Source organism: Cohnella sp., from assembly GCF_041640265.1.
In the GTDB taxonomy this organism is placed as follows: Bacteria; Bacillota; Bacilli; order Paenibacillales; family Paenibacillaceae; genus Cohnella.
Genome location: NZ_JBEQAP010000003.1, coordinates 78,529 through 96,934 on the forward strand (window position 1 = coordinate 78,529; position 18,406 = coordinate 96,934).

At 47.6% G+C, this 18,406-nt stretch carries 11 protein-coding genes and 1 pseudogene; 1 reads left to right on the top strand and 11 read right to left on the bottom strand.

The annotated features are described in order from the left end of the window. Window positions 1-153: 153 nt before the first annotated feature. Window positions 154-723 (bottom strand): thioredoxin family protein, encoded by a 570-nt coding sequence (locus tag ACESLK_RS03525; protein WP_372662322.1) that lies wholly within the window; start codon window positions 721-723, stop codon window positions 154-156. Between the two features lie 116 nt (window positions 724-839). Here ACESLK_RS03525 and pdxR point away from each other — a divergent pair, with 116 nt between their 5' ends. Then, window positions 840-2,297, top strand: a complete 1,458-nt coding sequence (gene pdxR, locus ACESLK_RS03530) for a MocR-like pyridoxine biosynthesis transcription factor PdxR (protein ID WP_372662325.1) — start codon at window positions 840-842, stop codon at window positions 2,295-2,297. Between the two features lie 143 nt (window positions 2,298-2,440). Here pdxR and ACESLK_RS03535 read toward each other — a convergent pair. The 10 genes and pseudogenes from ACESLK_RS03535 to ACESLK_RS03580 all read right to left on the bottom strand — a co-directional run. Next, window positions 2,441-2,578: pseudogene (locus ACESLK_RS03535) on the bottom strand (glycoside hydrolase family 30 protein); the annotation flags it as partial. A gap of 27 nt (window positions 2,579-2,605) precedes the next feature. Next, complete coding sequence (locus ACESLK_RS03540) at window positions 2,606-4,885, bottom strand: beta-glucosidase family protein (protein ID WP_372662328.1); 2,280 nt, start codon at window positions 4,883-4,885, stop codon at window positions 2,606-2,608. Window positions 4,886-4,906: 21 nt separating this feature from the next. After that, window positions 4,907-5,947, bottom strand: a complete 1,041-nt coding sequence (locus ACESLK_RS03545; protein ID WP_372662331.1) for an alpha/beta hydrolase — start codon at window positions 5,945-5,947, stop codon at window positions 4,907-4,909. Window positions 5,948-6,034: 87 nt separating this feature from the next. After that, the gene (locus ACESLK_RS03550; protein WP_372662334.1) at window positions 6,035-7,573 is read right to left on the bottom strand and encodes an ABC transporter substrate-binding protein; all 1,539 of its coding nucleotides are present in this window, start codon (window positions 7,571-7,573) and stop codon (window positions 6,035-6,037) included. 63 nt (window positions 7,574-7,636) lie between these two features. Continuing rightward, window positions 7,637-8,521, bottom strand: coding sequence for a carbohydrate ABC transporter permease (locus tag ACESLK_RS03555; RefSeq protein ID WP_372662337.1), 885 nt, complete (start codon window positions 8,519-8,521; stop codon window positions 7,637-7,639). Window positions 8,522-8,542: 21 nt separating this feature from the next. Beyond that, window positions 8,543-9,475, bottom strand: coding sequence for an ABC transporter permease (locus ACESLK_RS03560; protein WP_372662340.1), 933 nt, complete (start codon window positions 9,473-9,475; stop codon window positions 8,543-8,545). Window positions 9,476-9,641: 166 nt separating this feature from the next. After that, entirely contained in the window at window positions 9,642-11,252 is a 1,611-nt protein-coding gene (locus ACESLK_RS03565) for a response regulator transcription factor (protein WP_372662343.1), read from the bottom strand. A gap of 6 nt (window positions 11,253-11,258) precedes the next feature. Beyond that, window positions 11,259-12,998 carry a sensor histidine kinase gene (locus ACESLK_RS03570; RefSeq protein WP_372662346.1) on the bottom strand — a complete coding sequence of 580 codons (1,740 nt, stop codon included), beginning with the start codon at window positions 12,996-12,998 and terminating at the stop codon, window positions 11,259-11,261. 118 nt (window positions 12,999-13,116) lie between these two features. Continuing rightward, complete coding sequence (locus ACESLK_RS03575) at window positions 13,117-15,375, bottom strand: glycoside hydrolase family 3 protein (RefSeq protein ID WP_372662349.1); 2,259 nt, start codon at window positions 15,373-15,375, stop codon at window positions 13,117-13,119. Between the two features lie 28 nt (window positions 15,376-15,403). Further along, a complete protein-coding gene (locus tag ACESLK_RS03580; RefSeq protein WP_372662352.1) occupies window positions 15,404-18,301 on the bottom strand; it encodes a family 78 glycoside hydrolase catalytic domain in 2,898 nt (965 codons plus the stop codon). Window positions 18,302-18,406 lie beyond the last annotated feature (105 nt).

Consider the following 18,406-nt stretch of genomic DNA (forward strand, 5'->3'; position numbering starts at 1 on the left):
AAAAAAAATATAAAGCGCTTTCATGTTGATATTAATATTTAACTTCATTTTTGTCAAGCGTACTAAACTGAAATTCGTAGCACGTGAAAAGGCCGCTTCCCAGAGGGAGCAGCCTTTTCCCACAACGATAGTCCATAACGGAGTTGTCGCTACCTATATAAAGGATTCGATTAGCTTGCGGAGCTCTAGTACAATAACTGACTGATAACCAGTGCCCGCATTATACATATCTGCGACTTCGCTTCTTGCCTTCTCAACCTTCTCTTGGTAATCTGACGCCTCCCGATCCGGATTTTCCCGCCTGAACTGTTCCATAACGGCTTGAATGTATTGCGGACGCGGACCCCATTTCCCGAATACCATCCCATTGGAATCGATAAACACAGCGATCGGCTGGCCCCTCCCTCCGTCTGTAAGAAAATGATCTATTGTTTCCAGGTGCTCCTCCATGAGCAACACTTCCGTATAGATTCTGCCCTGCTCAAGAACGCGAAACAAGACCGGCACATTCCATATCACATCCGGGCACCAATCCGTACATAGAATTAAACATTTTAAACCGGTTTGTTCCCGTAAAGCGGCGAAAAAATCCTCATCCCCTTTTGAGCTCCAGGCAAACCTGTTGTACCCGTCCATCAGACTGCTTTTATTCTTCGACATTCCATCGATAAATGGTTGTGGTTGAAGCCCCTTGCCTATTTTATGCTTCAAATTAATTTCCATCTCATTGACGCCCCTCTTCTCATTGTTGTTGCCTGATTCAAAGTTTATAATAGAATTGACCTTTCAAGAAGTGTCAGTTTTGCACTAATTATTGGGGTCAGTGGAGGTGCTAAATAATGATTGAAATTTCACTGCCCGGAAATCATAGCGGTCCACTATACATGCAGTTATATAGACATATCCGTGAACTTATTCACAAGGAAGCTCTTAACGATGGCACCCGATTACCATCCGTTCGCTCGCTGCAGCTTCAAACCAATCTAAGCAAAATAACCATTGAAACTGCCTATCAGATGCTGCAGGCCGAAGGTTACGTCATTAGTAAGCCGCGATCTGGTTTCTATGTCGTCAATCCGTATTCCTTGAAACCCGCCTTGCATGAATCGGAATCCTACAGTATATCTTCTGACATTTCCTTGCCTGTAACTAGCAGGGCAGTCTCTCCCTCCGGGAATACAAGCATCATAGATTTCCATCCCGCGACTGTAGACTATGATTCATTTCCCACTCGAAGCTGGAGGAATATGGTCAATGAAGTGCTAACCACCAACATCCACACCGTTCATCAATATGGAGACCCCCAAGGGGAATACGGCTTACGAACGAATATTGCTCAATACTTAAAAAATTCAAGGGGTGTTGTCTGTACGCCTGAGCAAATTGTCGTAGGTTCCGGCATCCAATATAGTGTTCATATTCTTTCCAAGCTGTTAGGAGACATTTCAACGATTGCGTTTGAAGACCCCGGATATGCTCCGGTGAGAGACACCTTTATAGGCAATGGATTCACTATTCTTCCGCTTCCTATTCAAGATAAAGGACTTTCCGTAACGGACTTGGAGAAGCTCGAAACGAACGCCGTTTACGTTACACCTTCCCATCAGTTTCCCACCGGAAGAATCATGCCCTATACGGTAAGACAGCAGCTGCTTAATTGGGCTTATAACCGCAACGCTTATATCATAGAAGACGATTATGACGGGGAATTTCGTTACTCCGGCAGACCGATTCCCTGCCTCCAAGGACTTGATCGCAGAGGTGCTGTCATCTATATAGGAACGTTCTCGAAGGTGTTCTCCCCTGGCTTACGTATAAACTATATGGTGCTTCCTATACACTTATCGCATAAGCTAGCCTCGATGGAACACGTCCTAAGCTCCTCCTCCCGCATTGACCAGCTTGCCATGCAGTTGTTCATGGAGCGAGGGCATTGGTACAAACATATCAGAAGAATGAGAAATGTATATCGGAAGAAGCATCGAGATTTCCTTCGACTGATTCATGAACATTTCGCCAATCAGATTCAGATTATGGGAGAAAGTGCAGGGCTTCACATTGAACTAACGGTAAATGGCGGCTGCAGCGTAGAGGAATTGGTTAGATTAGCAGCAGCCGAAGATGTCCTTGTCTACGGGTTTCAGAAGATGTGGTTCAATTCAGGAAGTATGGAGAGCATCACGAGTGGGGGGAGTATAGATAATCCCAAGGTTTATTTGGGATTTGGAGGGATCAGCATGAACGATATGGAGCTTGGAATCCAGCGGTTAAAAAAAGCCTGGGACCCTGTTCTATAGAAGGCATTAGAGCGCCACCGCAATCTGCGATGGCGCTCCTCTATACCTGTACCTCAACAACAGCATAAGTAGGAGTCCCTACGATGACATGGATACCTGCCTTGTGCATAGCATCCAGTACGCGATCATTTGACCGCATTAGCTGCAGAGTCTACGGTAATCATCGAGTTTTGTTCCCAGCCCCACGTGCTGCGCCCTTTCGGCTCAAGTATCATGTTCCAGTAGATATAAGCATTAACACCATTCGTGAAATAGTGCTGGTATAAATTGAAAACATATTTCGTCCCAAAGGAATAACAGATTTTGACTCAAGCTCGACTATTCAACTGTCTTAGCACTTCATCCAGCGCTTCGTCTGTCAGAGAGCCGCCACTGAAACCAACCAGGCCACGAAGCGGCATATACTTCATCATCGCATTCATCATATCTGAATGATCAGAATCCTCGCCATCCTCATTGGCTATTGCACCGAAAGGAGTTTGGCTGATCCAGTCCTTGATAATGGACTGCGCTTGCGGATTGCCCATCAAATCGCCGATTGTCGAATTGCGATGGTAGACTTGTTGTAAAAACGTTGTCGACTCGACATTCAGGGTATCCCTAAGCAGAATTTCCTTCGATGACCGGCCAACCAGAACTTCAAATTCGCCTGATTCGATGTGCCAATCTTTCAATTCAATGTTGTAATAGGCGAAGGAACGCTTATCGAGCTTAAACACTACGGTCTTCGATTGTCCGGGCTGCAACTCAACCTTAGCGAAACCTTTAAGCTCTTTGGACGGGCGAATGACGGAGCTTTCGACATCGCGCACGTACAGCTGTACAATTTCTTTCCCGATATAGGACCCTGTGTTCTTGATGGTGACCGTTACTTCAGCCTGCTCATCGTTAAGGATGTTTTTCTTCGAAAGGACCAGATTTGAATATTCATAAGTCGTATAGCTTAGCCCAAAGCCGAACGGGAACAGCGGCTCGATCTGCTTGGTATCATAATAACGGTATCCAACAAACAGACCTTCCTTGTATTCCACACGATCGCCTTCACCTGGGAAATTAAGCTGTGAAGGATTATGCTCTAGTCGTAACGGGAATGTCTCGGCCAGCTTGCCGCTTGGATTGGCATCCCCGAATAGCAGGTCGGCAATCGCGCCCCCAAGTGCCTGTCCTCCTAAATAGGCTTCCAGTACGCCCTTTACTTTGCCCAGCCAAGGCATCTCAATAGGCGCTCCATTACTCAGCACAAGCACGACATTGCTCTGCACTTGGGCTATCGCTTCAATTAATCGAATTTGATTAACCGGTAAGCTTAGGTGCGTACGGTCGAAACCTTCCGATTCGTAACGATCAGGCAAGCCAGCAAAAATGACCGCGACGTCCGCTTGAGAAGCCGTCTGTTGCGCCTCCTCAATTAACGCAGCATCCGTGGAGTCATTCTGGATATCGTAGCCCTGAGCATAAGACACTAGCGCACCACTGCCAGCAGACTTAACAATCTCTTCACGGATATCTTCAAGTTGGGTAGGTTTGATATGGGAGCTTCCACCGCCCTGATAGCGAGGCTTTACCGCAAATTCCCCGATCACTGCGATTTTTCCTGTTTTGCGCAAAGGCAGGACGGAATCTTCGTTCTTGAGCAGCACCATACTCTCGCGAGCTACTTCTCTTGCAAGCTGGTGATGTGCTTCAGCATCATAGAAGGCATTCGATTTCTTGTTGTCTACGGCTTTGAAAATAATACTAAGCAATCGCTCGACTGCACGGTCCAGCTTTTCTTCTGTAAGCTTCCCGCTGCGTATCGCGTCAACGATCTTACGATCTCCCGCTCCACCGCTGGCTGGCATCTCAAGCTCTAGTCCGGCAGAGAGTCCATCCACTCGTTCATTCACCGCGCCCCAATCTGAGACAACAAAGCCTTCATGACCCCACTCTTCCTTCAGAATATCAGTCAGCAAGTATTCGTTCTCGGATGCAAAGGTTCCGTTAACCTTATTGTAGGAGCACATAACTGTCCATGGCTGTGCTTCCTTGACCGCATCCTCGAAGCTCGCAAGATAAATCTCACGCAGTGTCCGCTCGTCTACGATAGAATCGCCGGTCATGCGTCGATGCTCCTGATTATTAGCGGCGAAATGCTTAAGCGAGGTGCCCACACCCTGGCTTTGTACCCCTTGGATGTGACTTGCTGCCATCCGTGCAGACAAATAGGGGTCCTCGGAAAAATATTCGAAATTGCGTCCACATAGTGGAGAGCGCTTGATATTCACTCCAGGCCCGAGCAGGATGGCGACGTCTTCAGCCTGGCATTCTTCTCCCAGTGCGACGCCTACCTTGGTAATCAGATCCCTGTTCCATGAGCTTGCCAAGCCAACTGCCGACGGGAAGCAAGTCGCTGGCACACTATCGAATAAGCCGAGATGGTCGGCAGAAGCTCGCTGCTTCCTAAGTCCGTGAGGTCCATCGGTTAGCATGATTGAAGGGATGCCGAGCCTCTCTACTCCTTTCATGTGCCAGAAATCTAGACCGGAGCACATACCTGCCTTTTCCTCCAATGTCATTTGTGCAATAAAATCTTTAACATTTCGTTTCATATACAAACCACTCCCTATGATTTAGTTGAATTTGAAAGTTTTTTTGATTCCTTCGGCGATTTCGAGCATACAATCCTTCGCTTGCGGATAGAGCCCGATTTTGTCCATGAAAGCATGGTCCATCCCGTTATAGCGAATCATCTGAGCCGGAATGCCGAACCTGAGAAGCTTGCGTGCATAAGCCTCACCCTCCAACCGAAGATAGTCGTATTCGGCTTCGATGATCAGAGCTGGCGGTAAACCGCTTAGATCATTCGCAAGCAATGGCGATACATATGGATTGGAAACATCTGTATTTCCTTGGAGGTAAAGTGTTGAAAGTCCGTTCCCGCCCAAAGCGAGAATAATCCCCCGGATTATCTCATGGTTGTGATTGACATTGTACTCCTCTATGTTCCAACGGAAATCTTCTGTCTCCACCCCCGCCATGTTGACGGTCGGATAAATGAGTGCCTGATACTTAATCATACCTGTACCAAGATCCCGGTCCATCAACGCACAGACAGTGGACAAATTTCCGCCAGCGCTGTCGCCGGAAACCGCAATTTGATCTCGGTTTACCTGTATATCACCTGCATTCTCGTATACCCACTTTATTACATCAAAACAATCGTGGAGTCCACTAGGGTAAGGATGCTCCGGCGCTAATCGGTAATCGACATTAATAACTACTGCCCCGGCTTGCTCAGCAAGAAATTTGCATGGATTCTCTACCGCTCGCGCTGTTCCGCCGATAAACCCTCCACCATGGAAGAAAACAACAGCCGGAAGCGATTCACTCTTATTCGGTGCATATATACGCACAGGAATTTCTCCGTTACGTCCAATGATGACTCTTTCTTCCGTCGTGATTACTGTTGACGTAATATCGGAATTCGGCCAACCCATCATCGCCCTCATCTGTTCAATCGGGAAATGGCCGATTTCGCCATCCTCCGTTTCCAGCTTGGGAAAGGAAGCAAACTTCTTCATTTGCTCCTGCGTTACCTTCATCACCCTAGGATCAAGATCCCCTTCTACTTCCGAATCCGGAATCCGCTTTATTGTGATATTCAAAGTCATCCTTCACACATCCCTTCTTATTAGAAATCCCTCCCCCGAAACAGGGTTTCGAAGAAGGGAACCTTAATAACACGTTAATGCGTTGGATTATTGAATATTGTTTTCCTTAGCCCACTGATCTAGCTGCTTCTGTTTCTCAGCGATGATCTTATCAATACCGGACGCTTTCAGCTTGGCGAGGAAATCTTCAAGCTTAGCGGGATCAATAGTACCAGATTCAATGCCGGCTCTGAACTGGTTGTTTACGTTTGTGACAGCAGCTACTTCCGTTTTTACCGGCCCAGCATCAAATGTGAAACCGAGCGCTTTGGAGAAGTCGGCAGATGCGTTGAAGGCCTTCGTTTGATCCCAAATATCCGCAGGCGTACCTTCCCATACCTTAGCCAGTGCATTGTTACCCACTTGCCACTGGTTGAAGCCGTATCCACTTTCACCTTCGGGAGCCTTAATCAGGTTGTCTCCAGCGGAAACATAATGTTTGCCTTCGATACCGTTATCCAGCAAGTTGACGATATCTTTGTCGGTGTACATCAGATTCATGAGTTGCATCGCACGTTCCGGATCCTGGGCATTTTTCGGAATCGTAAGCATGAAGCCCGTTCCCGCGATGGAAGTTGACAGCGGTTTGGTCAAACGGACAGCGACCATTTCGTGACCCTGAAGATTGCTTTCTTGCTGTTCGAAGCCCGGCTTCATGTTGGAGAAGTATCCGAACCCCTTGCCGGCTTTCATCAGACTATTGTTCGTCTCCTGCGTAGTAGCTGAGTCCGGCATGATGTAGCCAGCTTGATACCATTTTCTTGCCAATGCGAGAGCGTCTTTGTAAATTTGCTGCTCATAAATGTTAACGGCCTTCAAGTCATTATTGGCGATGATGAGAGTACCCGGAGTGTCGCCCAACCAGTCGACATAACCGTTTACCAATTCCCAAGTGATAGAACCAGTCTGACTCCGTTGAACCAACGGATAAATTCCCGGTTCATTGTCCTTGATCGTTTTTAGGATCGGTTCAATGTCAGCGAAGGTCTTGATATTGTCAAAGTTCAGGTTGTACTTATCCATGAGATCTTTTCTTGCGATGAAGCCGATATCTGCAGCCGTATCCCGGACGCTTGGAACTCCGTAATTTTTGCCTCCGATTTTCGTTGAGTTATAGATGGCAGGTTCCATCGTATCTTTAATACTTGGGCCGTACTTCTCCAGAAGATCATCGAGAGGAAGCAGTTGCCCCTTGGCGACTTGGGAGCTGTAATTGAAGTAAGAAGAACCAACCATCAGGTCGAGCTTCTCGTTGCCCGCAAGCAGCAAGTTCGTTTGCTGCACCCAAGCCCCTATGTCGATTGGCATCAATTTTACTGTTGCGTTGATTTTCGCTTTGGTGATTTTGCTGATCTCATCTTGGACCAACTGCACTTCTTTCATGTTGCCGATGGCCAGGAATGCGACCGTCAGTTCCAATTCTTTCTCGTTATTCGAAGAAGACGATTCGCCAGTTGCAGGAGCTTTAGAAGCGCTGTTCGTAGAATCGGAAGCACCATTGTTCGAATTTCCGCAAGCAGCCAGTACTAGAGTCAACATCAGTATTACAGAGAGCAAGATCGTGACGGTTTTCGAATTTCTACGCATGTTTTTTCCCCCTATAATAAATTTGTTCTATACCAACCGGACCCATTGGGTCACGGGAATGGCCTATCCTTTAACTGCGCCTATCGTGAGTCCTTTAACGAAATACTTCTGGAAGAACGGGTAAATGCAGATAAGTGGTACGATGCCAATGACGGCCATAGCCATCCGAACTGAATTCATAGGCAGATCCGTCGCCATCTGGGAATTGTTACCCCCTAGATTTGACTGTTGAAGGAACTGGATATTGGACAGCATGCGGTTAAGCAGGTTCTGTATACTGAACAATTTCGGCTCTGTCACATAGATCAATCCATTAAACCAGTCATTCCAATAATTAATCGTCAGCATGAGGCCAATCGTTGCAAGGATCGGCAAGGACAATGGCAGAATCATGCGATAGAAAATCTTAAATTCGGAAGCGCCATCGATGTAAGCCGATTCGATGATTGCAACCGGAATCGAAGTGCTGAAGAACGTACGGATAAGCAGGATGAAGAATCCGTTGGTGAGCAGCCCTGGAATAATCAAGGCCATCAGTGTATTTTTCATATGGAAGACTTCTGTGTAAATCAAGTAGGTTGGGACCAGCCCTCCATTAAATAGGAGTGTGAAGAAGACTAAGAAGGACAGTATTCCCCTAATTGGCATATCTTTACGGGACAAGGGATACGCCAGCAGCGCACTGATTAACAGTCCGACGAAAGTGCCGATTACTGCAATTATGATCGTGACGCCGTAGGCATTAAACATGGCAGCAGATTGTCCCCATAAATACGTGTAAGCATCGAAGCTGAAATCGCTAGGGAAGATTGAATATCCGTTGCGAACGATCGCGCTCTCATCCGTTATGGATGACATGAAGAGCAGCAGGAACGGGAACAAGCAGGTTATCGTCAGTATCAGGAAAATAACATGGGTGGCGCTCTGATTCATTTGGTTATATTTCATGGCTTTAGCACTCCTCTCTGCTTAGAATAAGGCTTGTTCTTTATTGCGTCGGCTGACGACATAGTTGGACAATAGAACCAGGATGAATCCGACCAGCGATTGATACAAGCCAGCAGCGGAGGACATTCCAATATCCCCAAGGGTCATAAGTCCGCGGTATACATATGTGTCAATTACATCCGTGGTCGGCTGCAAAGGACCGGAATTTAGCGGTACTTGGTAGAACAGTCCGAAATCGGAGTAGAAAATGCGCCCAATCGCTAGAAGCGTCATGATCGTAATTGTTGGCGCGATAAGCGGTACAGTGATGCTGCGGATCTGCTGCCATTTGTTCGCTCCATCAATGGTAGCGGCTTCATAATATTCATTGTCGATTCCGATTATTGCGGCAAGAAAGATAATGCACAGGTAGCCCGTGTACTTCCAAATTTGTACGATAGTCAGAATATAAGGCCAGTATTTCGGGTCAAAGTACCAGGAGATCGGTTCCATTCCAAACAGCGGGAGGATGGTCGTGTTGATAAACCCCGTTTCGGAATTGAGCATCGAGAGTCCAAGATAACCGACGATAACCATGGAGATCAGGAACGGCAGTAGGATAACGCTCTGATAAAAGCGGGCCGCGAACTTGCTCCTTATTTCATTGAGCAGGATCGCTACTCCAATTGCCAGCACAGTATTAAGAATAATGAACGAACCGTTATATAGTAGCGTGTTACGGGTGATTATGAAAGCGTCCTCCGTCTTAAATAGATACTCGAAGTTTTTGAACCCGATCCAGTCGCTGCCCATAATGCCTTTGGCATAATTGATATCCTTGAAAGCAATTACGACACCGAACATAGGGAGATAGTTGTTGATGATCAGATAAGCCATACCGGGTATAACCATTAGAAACAACGCCCGATATCGCTTCAATTTCTTGAGCGCGCCTTGCCATCCCGCTTGTGTCATAGGTAGTTGTCCCCCTCTTTCCTTGCCTGATTCGTTATGTCCTTATATTAAGCTAAGCTAGACAGGACCGCTCACCAAAAAAACGACCTCTCGTTTTAGAAATTCCGACCTCTTCGATACAAGCCATAAAAAAAACCAACTTCGCCGCGGCGAAATTGGTTAGTCACTAGGTTACACGAGCTCTCTTTCGAAAATCAACAGGATTATAGCTCGTAGCCTTCTTGAATATAGTAGAAAAATAGCTCAGGTTAGAGTAGCCAGATGCCAACGCAATGTCACTCACCGATTGATCGGTATTAATGAGTAATTCCTTAGCATATTCGATCCGGCGCTGCTGCAGGAAGTCCGATAAGGAAATGCCCGTTTCTTTCTTGAATACACGCGTAAGATAATCCGGATTCAGAAACACGTAGCTTGCGATATCCTCTCGCGACAAGTCTGGCTCACCGATACGATCAGTGATGTAACGCTTGGCCTTCTCCACGACGGACATATTTTCCTCAGTAGCATGGATATGATTCATCGCAACCTCAAGTACATAACGTACCCATTCCTGCAGAGAGCTTAAGGAGCGCAGCACCGATGCTGGCCGATCAGTCAGCAGGTTCTGTGCGAATACGTGCTTCGCCTGAAGTCCTTTCGATTGAAGAACGAAGAATACCATTTGGAGAAACTCCTGGTAGAAGGAGTGAACCATCTGAGCATCCACTGACCTTCCATCCGATGTCCAGCACTCCAGATAATGAGTCACTTGTCCCGCCAATTTATCGCGAGCCCCCTGTTTCATCCATTCCGCCCATTCGTTTAAAGGTGCCTGTCTCATCTTACCTTCGCACTTTTGCACATTGCCAAGAACGAGTGTCCGATTGATTTCCGTGATGTTATCCTTATCTAATCGTTGCAGGCTACGAAGCATCGGCACCATCTCATGCAGCGCCACAGGCTTACCGATATAGCAGCTAATATCACAATAGAAATATCGATTTGCATTATGGATAAACTCGTCGCAGCCAGCTCGGAGTTCAGATTCCACGATCGAACCTTCGACAGGAATAACAGTAAGAAATGAGTCTCCCTCAACCGGAATAACCGCTGCGCCAGTCTTGTGCTCCGTGATCGCTTCTTCCAACACATTGCGAAGTGCATATCCCATGATCTGCTGATCTCTCTCGGACAACTCCTTGTGCCACCTTCGTACTTGGATGTATATGGGCAAGAAGCTTACAGAGTCGGGATACGAGAGATTAGCTTTCTTCAGGCTTTCACTTATCATCTGCGGTACGGCAGGAATCTTCAATTGGATAAGATCCAGCCAGAACCGCTCCGCCACGACCGGCTGGTGAGTTTCCCATAATTGGCGGTAATGATGATGGGTTTCCTCGAAAGACCGGAGCTCCCGCTCCTTTTTCATCTTGCCAAGCGCCTTTCCGATGACAGCTTCCAACTCCGTGTAGTCTACCGGCTTGAGCAAGTAGTCGAAGCTGTTTAGCTGCAGAGCTTGCTTAGCAAAGGAGAAATCCGAATGGCAGGTGAGAAATATGGTTTCCGTTCGTGGACTGAACTCCTTCACCCATGCAGCGAGTTCTAGGCCGGAGCCTTGCGGCATCTCGATATCGCATATCATCAGATCAATCGGGTGGGAATTGAACCTTTCTTGAGCTTGTTTAAGATTATGTGCTGTATGAACGTAGTCAATGTTCACTCGATCCCAGTGAACTCCCGCTTGGAGGCCTCTGACCGCGTGGATCTCATCGTCGACTATCAGTACGTTAACCATCTTTAATCAACCCCCGGTATTTTGAATCGGCAGAGTTATACGCACAACTGCGCCTTGGTTTTCATCATTATAAAAGGTAATAGAAGCATTGTCCTGATAGAGCAGCCGAAGTCTTCGCCTTGTGTTCCAAATTCCGATCTGTTCGCCTTCATCGTTGGGCGTATTGTCTTCCATTGCCAGCTTATCGAGAATCTCTTGCGGAAAACCGGGTCCTGTATCTTTAACCAGTATAACGATGCGGGAAGTAACTCCAACGATCTCCTTGCTTATCTCAACGGTAATCAAGATAGGCTTGTCCATATTCACGCCGTATTTAATGGTGTTTTCCACCATCGTTTGAATAATCAGCGGAGGAACCTCTATGTTCTGCAGCTCTAGCGGCTCCTCGATCCGATATTCCAGAATACCCGGAAAACGAAGCTGTTGGATCCTCAAGTAATTGGCAGTATGGGACAATTCATCCTTGAACGGTACGAAATAGGAATTACTCCGGAACATGAAACGAAAATAAGATACCAAGCATTTGGTCATTTCATGAATTAAGGTAAAATCTTTAACCGTCGCAAGATTATAAATAATGTTAAGAGAGTTGAGGAAGAAATGGGGATTGATCTGAAGCTGCAGCTGTCTGAGCTCCGCCCGCTGATGATTCAGCTTTTCTTCGTACACATCGATTTTAAGGTCGTGGATTTCGGTTGTCATACGGTTAAACGTTTCGTTCACGATCTCGAATTCGGTCGAAGTTGGAATCTGTTCCAACCTCGATTCCCAATTTCCTTCCCGAAATTTACGCATTGCAATAACAATCCGCTTAATGGGGGTCAGGAATACTCTTCTCATCATATAGACGAAGAGGAACAGGAATAGGACGACAACGACTGAGATGGCAGAAGAAATCCTCTGCAGGAAGGGCAGCTTCTCCAGAATGGTACTATCCGGCACCACGGTTACCAGATTGAAGTTTCCTTTAGTGGATTCCTCACCCATTACAAGGTAAGTATTCCCGTTTCTACCCGTAACAGCATAAGAATCTTCAGGAAAGCTAACGTCGATTTGCTGGTCATTTATAAGGTCTATATGACTGATTGGCTCATGCTTGTCCGTCGTAATCAACGCGGCACCAGATTCACCCAGATTGATCAAATTTAAAGGAACCATCAGCTTATTGCTGCTGATCCAAGCACCTATATAGACATTGCCGGACTTAATGAGATGAAACAGATAATATTCTTGCTCGCCGCGCCATAGATGCCATCGGGAGTAATTAATCATTTGTGCGCTTTGTTCAATCATTTTCAGCATTTCATTTTTACCCATCTCTCGGGACTCGTAGGTATTCACGGCATTTTGGGTCACGATTATATCGCGATTGGGCTCGGAGTAGATGAAAAAGGAATCGAGTATGGGATAATAAGCAGCGTCATTCCGAAGAGTGTTGAATAAACTTAGTTTAGCTATGTTATATCGGTCTTCGTCGACTGACTTTTGGAGCTCAAGATCCAACAGACTCAGGTTGCTTCCCAACGTATTGAACAAATACTTATCAATCTCTTCTAGGTTACGATCGATCTGATCCATATATAAGCTCAGCATATTTTTGTTGGATTGCGCTACCTGGTTGCGTACGACTTCTACAGAATAATAGTTATTTATGATCAACACGGTAATAAGCGGTACGAATATGACTAGAACGACAGTAAAGAATTTGAATCGAAGAGAGTTGATGAATTGTTTGAACCTGCGCATTCCGTCGCCTCCCCTTTGGATCTGTCTGTCCTAGCATTATATCTTGATTTGCGCAGATTCGGTATGGAAAAAGAAGAGCATAGAGGGTCTCTGCTCTTCCGTGTTAACAGGCTTCTTATTATCTTCTCGCGTATTTGGACGTGCGAGCATCGTCTATGACACCTTTCCAATCAAGACCATAGCCGAAATCATAAGCATGTCCGGCCGAATCGACATATACCTCCAAGTCATGAGGAACGTCCTCGAATTGCTCTTCTACAGTCTTCATATTCGCTGGCATCTGGAACGGAAGCAGTGCTTGCGGCTGCGCAGCTCCTGTCAAGATCTCGAGCACCGCCTGATCCTGGACGCCAAAGTGTGCAACAATGGTATCCACATCCTGCTCGAACTCCGCCACGACTGCTGGATTAGACATTAGAATGGAGACGACGATCGGTTTACCGTTCATCAATTGCTTAGTTTGGACGATTGTCTCCAGGTCGGATGAGTTAGAGACGGTAACCGTTTTACCTTTGTAAGTACGATTGAGCTCATCACGAGAATCTCCGGCGATGCTCGTTTCCCGGGCATGTTCGGCTGTATAAGGACCATATTGAAGGCTGATCGGAATGTAGCCGTTGCCACCCGCCTCCGCGTCTGCCTTACTGTAGCCCTTCGTTGAAAGCGGGCTTTCGATACAGATCAGGGCAAAATCCGCCATTTCCGGCAGGTCAGTCACTTGGAAATATTTCTTTACTACTTCAAGATTAACCGGATATTGTTCTGAAGGAGGGATCGGCATTCCCATCCAATCTGTATCCGCAGGTCGCGACCTCTTGGGGATGTATACGACCTTCTTCTTGGCAAATGGAAGAGCTTGCTTCTCGTTCTTAAGCAACACAATTGATTGGAGCTGAGCTTGGTAACCCGCATCCATGAACGTAGCATTCCCAACCTTTGCTACCGAATCTTCCACTTGCAAATATGGATTCTCAAACAGCCCAAGTCGGAAAATGTTTTTGAGAAGCCTTACAGCAGATTGCTCGAATCGATTGCGCATGAACGCTTCTCCGTGCTCTTTCACGCCAATAGTATAAGCTTCCATAACCGGTCCAATCTCGTTGTTACCGCCGAATTGATCCACCCCAGCCATGATTAGTTTATAATGACGCTTGGCTACCGTGTAACCTTCTTCTACTCCCCAGCTGCGCCCGCCTGGGAACAAACGTGTGATGTCCTCGCCTTCGTCAGCGGTAATCCCCCAATCCGTGCAAACTACGCCATCGTAACCGTACTTTTCTCGTAACAGATCGTTAATGAGATAAGAGTTATAGGAGTTTCCGACATTCTCCCCGTTCTTCGGATCTTGCCCGACGGAAATCGTATAATAGGGCATTACGGCTGAGGCCTGTCCAGTCTTGCCCGACAGACGGAATGCTCCTTCTGTAAAAGGAATCAAGTGCTCGTCGAAATTATTACCTGGATAAACCGCATACTTCCCGTATCCGAAATGCGCATCACGGCCAGCTTCTCCCGAGCCTCCGCCCGGCCAGTGCTTCACCATTGCATTGACGCTGTCGTAGCCCCACCCTTCGGAGATTTCAGCCTCTCCTATTGAAGTCTGGAAGCCATCCACATAAGCTCGCGCCATATCCGCAGCTAACCGCGGATCCTCTCCGAATGTCATTCCGAAGCGAAACCATCGGGGATCTGTCGCAATATCGATTTGCGGAGACAAAGCTGTGGTCAACCCAAGCGCACGGTATTCCTGAGCCGCGATTTCGCCAAACCTCCGGGTCACTTCCGGATTGAAGGTGGCTGCAAGTCCCATGCTTTCCGGCCACATGGAAATCGTACCGCCCGCACCAGCATTGAATTCCTTGGATGTGTCCGAGCTGTGCCTCGGGTCCGAGCTATTATTCGCGGGAATTCCAAGACCGATACTCTCGGCATAAGCCTGGACTTTATTATTCCATATCGCAGCCGTTTCAGGGCTTTCTACTCGGGTCAACAGAATATGCCGGATATGGTCATCTGCCATAAAAGCGAGCTGTTGGTCCGAAAGGTCGCTTGACTCTGCTCCGCTTTCCGCGAACGGCTTGCCGCTGTAGGTGGCCGGGAACCATCCTATGTTTCCCGGAATGGCTTGATGGCTGCTGTACAACATTAGGCCGGCCATCTGTTCAATTGTCATTTGGGAAGCAAGATCCTTCGCCCTTAATTCCGGGGAAAGCCTCCAATCCTCGTAGGGATCCAGTATGCCATCCTTGTTGAGGTCCTTGAAGTGAAGCCCGTCAACTTCGATAATCTGGACTCCTGATGCTTCGGAATAGCCAAGTGTTGGCCCATTATCATTGCTTACATACCGGATTTCCGTTTTTATTTTCCCAACTTGCATTCGTATCCCTCCTATGTCTGGTGCTCATTTACTCGCGAATGTCGACAAGCTCTCTATTGATTTGTTCATATTGCTCCTGTGAGATTATGCTTCCCATCGGGCCGTGAGCAGCCATTGCTAATGGAATGTTTCTCATATGGCCAAGGTTGTCCGACACTCCAGGCACATGACGGTCGAGAATTTCCTTGGCTGTCTCCCACTGCACCAGCTCATTTAATCTCATCTCCGGAGAATAGGTCCGATAAGTTGAATGAGCTCTTGCGAACGTGAATGTATAACGTCCTGAGCCCGCTTCGATCCGGACACTATCTTCCAGCTGCTCGAGGGATTGAATACCTCTCGCTCCAGCAAGCGGCTGATTGTCAACCCTGACGTCAGACAGAAGCGCACCGGGTAGTAATATAATAGCCTCCGTGTTCGCGGGAAGGATCACCTGTATCTCTACCATTCCGCCATGGAATATCCATCCCGATTCAACCTTCCCGTACATCGATTCATAAGAAGCGTGGGCATACTCTAATCGACCTCCCGTGAAGATCGGTTCCACACGTACCCGCTTGTAACCGGGAGATCGCTCATCCGGAGATAAGCCTGCGATCCTTCGGTACATCCACTCCCCCACTGCACCATAGGCGTAATGGTTGAAGGAATTCATATCATCGCTCCAGAACGAACCGTCGTCCTTGATCCCATCCCAATGCTCCCAGATCGTAGTGGCACCTTTGGAAACGGAATAGAGCCAAGACGGGTACGTTTTCTGCAGGAGCAATTTCACTGCTGTCTCATGGTATCCGTTATCAGACAGTGCAAAGCATAGATACGGTGTGCCAACGAAACCAGTCGTCAGATGATAATCGTTGTCCTCGATCATTTCGTTCAAGTCGCGGGCAATGCGAGCTCGGTCTTTCTTATCCACTAGATCAAATACTAGCGCTAGAATCTGAGCGGTCTGCGTTTGAGCGGCAACCCGACCGTTCGGAGTAATGAACTCGTTGCGGTAAGCTGCTGCAATCCTCTCCACCAGCGCCCCATAATACGCCGCATCCGCCGCAAGACCAAGCACTTCGGCTGTATCCCGTACAATTCGGGTGGAGAGAGCGAAATAAGCTGCAGTCACCATATGGTTAGGAGTTGCACCCATGTAGCTGTTCTCCTTGGCGTCCAATGCAAGCCAGTCGCCGAAATGGAAGCCCGTATTCCAAATATGTTCGTGCTCTCCTTGTGAGCGAATGTGATCCACCCATGCCTTCATGCTCTCGTATTGCTCGGCCAGCAGTCGTTTGTCTCCATAGCTAGTGTATACAGCCCAAGGAATGACAGTCGCCGCATCCCCCCACGCCGCAGAAGAATAGCCTTGAATAATATTAGGCACGACGAACGGCACGCTGCCGTCAGCTAATTGATCGGCTTTCAGATCGCGGAGCCACTTCGTGAAGAAGGCACCACCGTTGTAGTTGAACAGAGCAGTACCGACAAACACCTGAGCATCACCAGTCCAGCCGAGGCGTTCGTCGCGCTGAGGACAATCCGTCGGCACATCGAGGAAATTACCGCGCTGCCCCCATACGATGTTCCGCTGCAATTGATTTACCATCTCGTCGGAGCACTCGAACGTACCGGTTCTGTCCATATCCGAGTGAATGACTTCTCCTATGAACGCATCTGCCGGTAATCCCTTATCTTGTCCTGGGTAACCTTCCACCTTCACATAACGGAATCCTTGGAATGTAAAATATGGCGCATAGGATTCCACTCCTTCGCCTGAAGCAATATAGGTAACCAATTGCTTCGCTGTCCGGATATTCCCTCTATAAAAATTGCCGTTTCTATCGAGCACCTCGGCATGTGTCAGCTTAATCGTTGTCCCAGCAGCTGCTGTAACGTTAAAGCGGATCCGCCCCACCATGTTTTGACCCATGTCGAGCACCGTGTCTCCTTCTGGAGTGTGGATTACAGCGATAGGCTTCAATACTTCCGTAACACGAGTAGGTACGTTTTCTTGCGCTACTAGGTTGGTAAGCGGCAGGTCTAGTGTCACAGTTCCGCTCCAGCCTTGAACATCGAACGATGCCTCACTCCAGCCATGCCTTTCAAGACGAGCATCATAGGTTTCCCCATCGTAAATCTCAGAAAATTGAATAGGACCAGTTGCGGTGTTCCAGGTCGAATCGCTCACGATAATTTCTTCCGAGCCATTATGGTATAGGACATGTAACTGCACGAGAGCAGCCCTTCGGTCACCATAGTGATTAAATTTATTTTCCCATCCAAGACGGCCTTTGTACCATCCGTTCGCCAGCATAACTCCGATACCGTTGTTGCCTGAACGAAGCTGCTCCGTTACATCATAGGTTTGGTATTGAATACGGGTTTTGTAGCTTGTCCAACCAGGTGACAGCACTTCATCACCGACTTTCTCCCCGTTCAAATAAAGCTCGTATACTCCAGCGGCTGCGGTATAAATCCGTGCTGAGGCAATGTCACCACCACCAAGTACGAATGATTTGCGCAGCAGGAAAGCAGGTTCAGCCTGTGGGTCGATCTCCGCAGGATCCGGTGTGATCCAAGACGACTTCCATTCATCTGCGCCAAGGAATGCCGTCTCCCACCAAGAAGCATCGCTCCACTCTGACTCCCGACCGTAATTGTCCCAGATCTGAACCTTATAGAAATACCGGTTGCGTGAAGAAAGCTTCGGTCCGCTGTATGGGATCAATATGGATTCATCCGACTCTACACGTCCTGTGTCCCATATAAGCTTATTGAAATTTCCATCCGCCCCAGCGACTTGAATCCGATAGGCTAATTGCTTGGTTCCCGGGTGATCAGACTCGATCTGCCAACTGATCCGCGGACTGGCTACCCCCGTGCCAAGTAAATGGTTGCGATATTCTGCAGTAAGCTTACGAATAATGAGTGCCGTCATACGAAACATCTCCTTCACTATAGAGACTTAACCTCACTACATTTTACAAATAACGATAGGTTAACCGCTTCCAGTTTAACGACTAGTATCTTTGTTTTTCCGACT